The organism is Succinimonas sp., from assembly GCF_045225735.1.
GTDB lineage: Bacteria > Pseudomonadota > Gammaproteobacteria > Enterobacterales > Succinivibrionaceae > Succinimonas.
Genome location: NZ_JBGVBR010000418.1, coordinates 1 through 5,373 on the forward strand (window position 1 = coordinate 1; position 5,373 = coordinate 5,373).

At 54.8% G+C, this 5,373-nt stretch carries 5 protein-coding genes; 2 read left to right on the forward strand and 3 right to left on the reverse strand.

Translation table 11 applies throughout. The annotated features are described in order from the left end of the window. Positions 1–529, forward strand: a 529-nt coding sequence (locus ACJROR_RS14625; protein ID WP_406547736.1) for a hypothetical protein, incomplete at its 5' end; no start/stop codon positions are given. Between the two features lie 326 nt (positions 530–855). Next, positions 856–2,703, forward strand: coding sequence for a bifunctional metallophosphatase/5'-nucleotidase (locus tag ACJROR_RS14630; protein ID WP_406547737.1), 1,848 nt, complete (start codon positions 856–858; stop codon positions 2,701–2,703). A gap of 140 nt (positions 2,704–2,843) precedes the next feature. Here the strand turns inward: ACJROR_RS14630 and ACJROR_RS14635 are convergent, their stop codons facing one another. The 3 genes from ACJROR_RS14635 to ACJROR_RS14645 form a co-directional block, all read right to left on the reverse strand. Continuing rightward, positions 2,844–3,689 carry an iron dependent repressor, metal binding and dimerization domain protein gene (locus ACJROR_RS14635; RefSeq protein ID WP_406547738.1) on the reverse strand — a complete coding sequence of 282 codons (846 nt, stop codon included), beginning with the start codon at positions 3,687–3,689 and terminating at the stop codon, positions 2,844–2,846. A gap of 15 nt (positions 3,690–3,704) precedes the next feature. Beyond that, complete coding sequence (locus ACJROR_RS14640; protein ID WP_406547739.1) at positions 3,705–4,607, reverse strand: iron dependent repressor, metal binding and dimerization domain protein; 903 nt, start codon at positions 4,605–4,607, stop codon at positions 3,705–3,707. Further along, the coding region (locus ACJROR_RS14645; protein ID WP_406547740.1) for a hypothetical protein at positions 4,597–5,373 on the reverse strand (777 nt) is incomplete at its 5' end. The genes ACJROR_RS14640 and ACJROR_RS14645, both read right to left, overlap by 11 nt.

A 5,373-nucleotide genomic window follows, 5' to 3' on the forward strand; every position in this document is an offset into this window, starting at 1 on the left:
CTACTGGAACCGCTATCTTCTGGCCCACATGGTAACCGCGGTAATGAGCGGCCCCATGACCGTGTTCTACGGCGACGAGTGGGGACAGGAGGTGCCGAACTTCGACATCAAGAAGGAGCAGATGGGCTATTATGATGACCATGTGGCCCGGGTTAACGGCAAGTTCTCCGGCTTCACCGAAAATGAAAGCAATCTTCTGAAGCAGTTCCGGCGGCTCATGAATCTCCGGAAGAATCTGAAGTCTCTCTATATGGGCGGCATGACCGACATCAAGACCGATGATGTTCTCTTCTCCATAAAGAAGGACTTTGACGACGAGTCGGTATTCTTCTTCATGAACGTCAGGGAAGACAAAACCGCTCAGGTCAATCTGGACACCTCTATTCCGGGCGACGGGAACTCTCTCTATGATCTTATGACCTGCGAAGAGGTTCAGGCTGAAGGAAATGTCTTTAAGGTGGATCTGCCTGCGGTTACCGCAAAGCTTCTGGGCAACAAGACCGCCTACAGCAAGGTCTGCGCGGACTAAAGAGCTTCGGCTTCCGGGGCCGCCCTCCTGAAAACAGGGCAAAGCCCTAACCCCGGGCTTCAGATAAGAGGACATGCTCAGGCGTGTCCTTTTTTTGCCGCGCCTCCCCCCGTTTCCCGCTCCTTCTGAAAGCCTTTCCAGCCATATCCGGCAAAACACCCGACCTCTATCCCCAGCGAATTTAATTCTGTCAATGTCGGCTAACTCGCAGAAATATCGGGGATTATCCGGTAAAATACCGGGGTTTTTTGGCGCTTTTGGCGTTCAATTTGCGTTCAAAAAGATACCGAGACTGCCACTTTTAACTGTTATTTGCAACCAAGACCATGAAAAGATTTTATAAAGAACTGGCTCTGACTTCTCTCGCTCTCGCGATAGCCGCCTGCAGCTCCTCCGGCCCTGCCACCGGAACCGCCGGCTCCGGCAGCATGACCGACATGAAGCTGAACTCCATTGATAATGCCGATGCGGAAATCGCTGATAAGATCGATTTCACTCTGGAAATTCTCCATGTTAACGATGTCCATTCCTACATTGATGCCAATAAGGTGTCCCTGAAAACCCCCGCCGGACTGGTGCGGGTCAAGGTAGGCGGTCCCGAGGCCATTAAATCGGTGATCGAGGAGAGACGCAAGGCCAATCCCGATGTTCTGGTGATCTCCGCCGGAGACCAGATCACCGGCAATGCCTCCAACTACGACAACTTCCACGGTGAGGCTGATGCCGCCCTCCATGGCATGTACAAAACCGATTTCTATGTTTACGGCAACCATGAGTTTGACCATGGGGGCAAGGGACTCCGGACTTATGTGGATTTCATGAAGAAGCTAAGCCCGCAGTCTGTGCTCCTGAACTCCGATATGACCGTGGGGCCGGACAGCCCGCTTAACGGGGAAAACGGCGTCACCGAAGCCTTCCGGGAAATTCAGGGCCATACCGTGGCCTTCTACGGCGTCACCACCGGGAAGAAAATCACTCACAGCTCCAGCCCGGATCCGGACATGAAGTTTGCCGAAACCGTGCCCCTCATTAACGAAATGACCGCCAAACATAACGATGTGGCCAAGATCCATGTGCTGGTAACCCACCAGGGGGTTATTGCCGACAGAACCAATGCCGCTCTTTTGAATGACGTGGACATTATCGTAGGCGGCGACTCCCACAGTCTCTGCGGCGATTTCTCCAAATACGGCTTCAAGGGCGAGTGCACCTACCCCATGACCCGCACCAACGCCACCGGGCACAAGATCTGCGTGGTGCAGGCTAATGAATACGGCAAGATCATCGGGGATCTCAAGGTTTCCTTTGACAAGGACGGCCATGTGCTGAAGTGCGAAGGCACTCCTTATATGCCGCTCTGGACGGATTCCGCTCAGCTTAAGGGCGTGCCCAAGTCTCCCGAGGGCAAGAAGATTGCGGAAGCTGAAATCAAGGGCCTTATCGATCAGCCGGACAGCCCCTTCATTGAAGCCCGGCCCAATGATACGGCCACCAAGGCTCTCCAGCCGTACCGCGATGCCATCAAGGCCAAATTCACCACTCTGGGCCAGGCGGTTCAGGACACCTGCACCACCCGCTATCCCACCGACGAATGCGTCATCAAAAACGCTCAGAGCCCCTTCGGATCGGAAACCTGCAAGGTATTCAGCAAGGTATTCCTGGATGAACTCGGCGGCGACATTTATCTCGGAAACTCCGGCATGTTCCGGGTGGACATGGAGGAAGGCGACTTCACTGACGGCGATCTGCTGGCCATTATCCCCTTCAGCAATGAACTTAAGGAAGTGAAGCTTACCGGAAAGGAATTCGTGGACGTGCTTAATCAGGTAATCCGCTACATCAATGCCGATGTTGCGGCCCGGGATGGCGGCACTCCCTGCGGCTGGGGCTTCACCTATGCCATGAAGATGAGCGGCGACACTCCGGTAACCGAGGTGATGTTCACTGACGCCAGCGGAAAATCTCAGCCCATCAATCTGAAAAAGACCTACCGGGTGCTGACCACCGACTACGTGCTCCGGGGCAAGGACGGCTTTGCTCTTCTCAAGAAGAAAAAGGCCGGCCCCGTCAAGGGCATCGATGCCCCCGTGGTAAAGGAGTATCTCCGGAAGCATGGTTCCTTCCCCGAACTCAGCGCCGAGGAGCTTAAGACCATTACCTCCTTCACTGAGTAAGGCGGCAGCTTCCGGAGTAACCGGAGCTTAAGGAACAGAGCCCTTCTTTACGGAAGGGCTTTTTTATTTCGGGAAGACGGAAACAGGAGCGCGGGAGGCACGCGGAGCGGCAGGAGAAATCTCCGCCGGAAAAAAACAGCTTACCTCTGCTCCGCAGCAATGCCGTTCTCAGCAAGATAATCCCGGATAGCCTTCATGGCCTCGTCGGACAGCAGAAACTTCCACTTCCAGGCATTGCTTTGCGCCTCAATTTCCTCAAGCCCCAGCGTATCCGTTAAAAAGGCGGTGATCTCCATTTGGCGGCGGACGTTTTCATAAATCATCTCAAGTCCCCGGGATGTGGGAGCAAGGACGCCGTCCGAACCGATTTTTTCCAGAAGGCCCTGCTTCTCCATGATGCGGGCATCTTCCTCGATGCTTTCCAGACTCATTCCGGTTGCTTCCGAAATGCCTTCCATGGAGGGAGTCTCATTATCCTCAAGTTCCAGATAGATGAGATCAAAAAGATACCCGCCGTTCTCTTCAAGGACGCTGGGCAGGGACGGAAACAGAAAATTTATCTCCGTCTCCGGCATATCCCGGTCAAGGTGATGCTCCGCGGCATAGCGGGTAATCCCCTCCAGGGCCTTGCGCCTGATGACATTTCTTATGCGGGCTGCATTACGGCAGGCCTCCAGAGGGGGCAACTTCAGAACTCCGGCCAGAAATGCCGCAATGCTGACATGCCATGAGACCGTGTCCGCTGCGGCCCATCTGCCGGGGTAGGAGAGCTCCAGAAGACCCTCGTCCAGAACCAGAAACCCATAATACTGCAGATCCTCCAGGACTTTTGCGGTCTCTTCGGGATCCGCGCTGAGCTCATGAATCAGATCCTCCGGGGTGATATCCCGGCCCTGTTCCTCGGTAAGCCGGTACAGCGCCACAAGGTAATCCTCTCCCCCCGGAATGTCATGAGGAAGGTGGGACATATCATCAGGATCGCGCATAAGATCTCCTTTAAGCTACAGCTCCGCAGCAATGCCGTTCTCGGCAAGAAAAGCCCGGATGGCCTTCAGGGCCGCCCCGGACAGCAAAAACTTCCATTTCCAGGCATTCTTCTGGGCCTCAATATCTTCAAGGCCCAGGGTAAATTTCAAAAATGAGGTGATCTCCATATGGCGGTTTGCGAGGTCATAAATTATCTCCAGTCCCCGGGGCGTCGGGGTGAGAACGCCGTCAGAACCGATTGTCTCCAGAAGGCCCCGCTCTTCCATTTTGCGGGCTTCCCGCTCAGCCATACCGAGGCGCATCCCGGTGAATTCCGAAATGCCTGCAATGGTGGGAGTTTCATGATCCTCAAGCAGCAGATAAAGGGGATCAAAAAGATACCCGTAGTTCTCATCAATGGTACGGGTCAGAGACGGAAACAGCAAATTCATTTCCGTCTCCGGGATAATCCTGTCAAGGTTATGCTTCCGGAGATAGCGGGAAATCCCCTTAAAGGTCTCCCGCCTCATGACATGTCTGATCCGGGCCGCATTACGGCAGGCCTCCTGCGGGGAGAGCTTCAGAACTCCGGACAGAAATGCCGCGGCGCGGGCATGCTTCACGAGAGTAAATTCCGCCTCCTCTTGGCCAAAGGAGGTGAGAGTGAGAAAGCCCTCGTCCAGAACGAGATACTCACAATCCTGAAGCTCCGCGAGGACTTCCGCGGCCTCTTCGGGATCGGATCTGAGCTCATGAATAAGATCCTCCGGGGTGATATCCCGCCCCTGTTCCCCGGTAAGCCGGTACAGGGCCGCGAGGTAATCGCAGGCTCCCAGACTGTCTAAATGAGACTGCAGCCGGGGAGCGTCATCATAGTCATCGTCAAAGGCAGCATCATCAAAGGCTGCGCCATCAAATACAGGGGCATCAAGGTTCACCGGTTCCCCACTCCGCTTTAATGCCGTTCTCATCATTAAAATCCCGGATGGCCTTCATGGCCTCGTCGGACAGCAGAAACTTCCACTGCCAGGCGTTCTCCTGGGCTTCCTCCTCTTCAACCTCCAGAGTAAATTGCAAAAACTCGGAAATCTGCATCTGGCGGATAAAGATCTCATTCATGGTCTCCCGCCCCAGGGGAGTGAGGACAAGCTCAGCGTCATCAGCTGAAACCTGCTCCAGAAAGCCCCGCTCCGCCATCAGATGCGCCTCCTCCCGCACATCGGGAAGCTTCATGCCGCAGTATTCCGCAATGCGGGCCATGGTGGCAGAGCCGTAATTATCAATGGTGAGATACAGGGGATCAAACAGATAGCCGTAGCGGTTCTCAAGGCATGAGGTGAGAGACGGAAACAGAAAAATGAGATCCTCCTCCGGAAGCTTATGCTCGAGATCATGTTCCTCCACGTAGTCGTAAAGCTCGGCGAGGGCATCCCTTTGAATGACATTTCTGATCCGGGCCGCATTCCGGCAGGACTCCAGCGGGGACAGCTTAAGAACTCCGGCGAAAAATTCAGAAATGCGGGCATGCCTGGCCAGGGCAAACTCCGCATTCGCCCGGCCAGATGAGGTGAGCGTGAGAAAACCCTCTTTAAGAGCCATCAAATCTCGTTCCTGAAAGATTTTGAGACACCTGGCCGCCTCCGCGGGATCCGCATCAAGTTCCCTGATAAGATCCTCCGGGGCGATCTTCCGGCCCTGCTCCTC

What these genes read in the sequence shown, in the direction of transcription:
- ACJROR_RS14630 (WP_406547737.1), top strand. Translation starts at nt 856, where the DNA reads ATGAAAAGATTTTATAAAGAACTGGCTCTGACTTCTCTCGCTCTCGCG.
- ACJROR_RS14635 (WP_406547738.1), bottom strand. Translation starts at nt 3,689, where the DNA reads ATGCGCGATCCTGATGATATGTCCCACCTTCCTCATGACATTCCGGGG.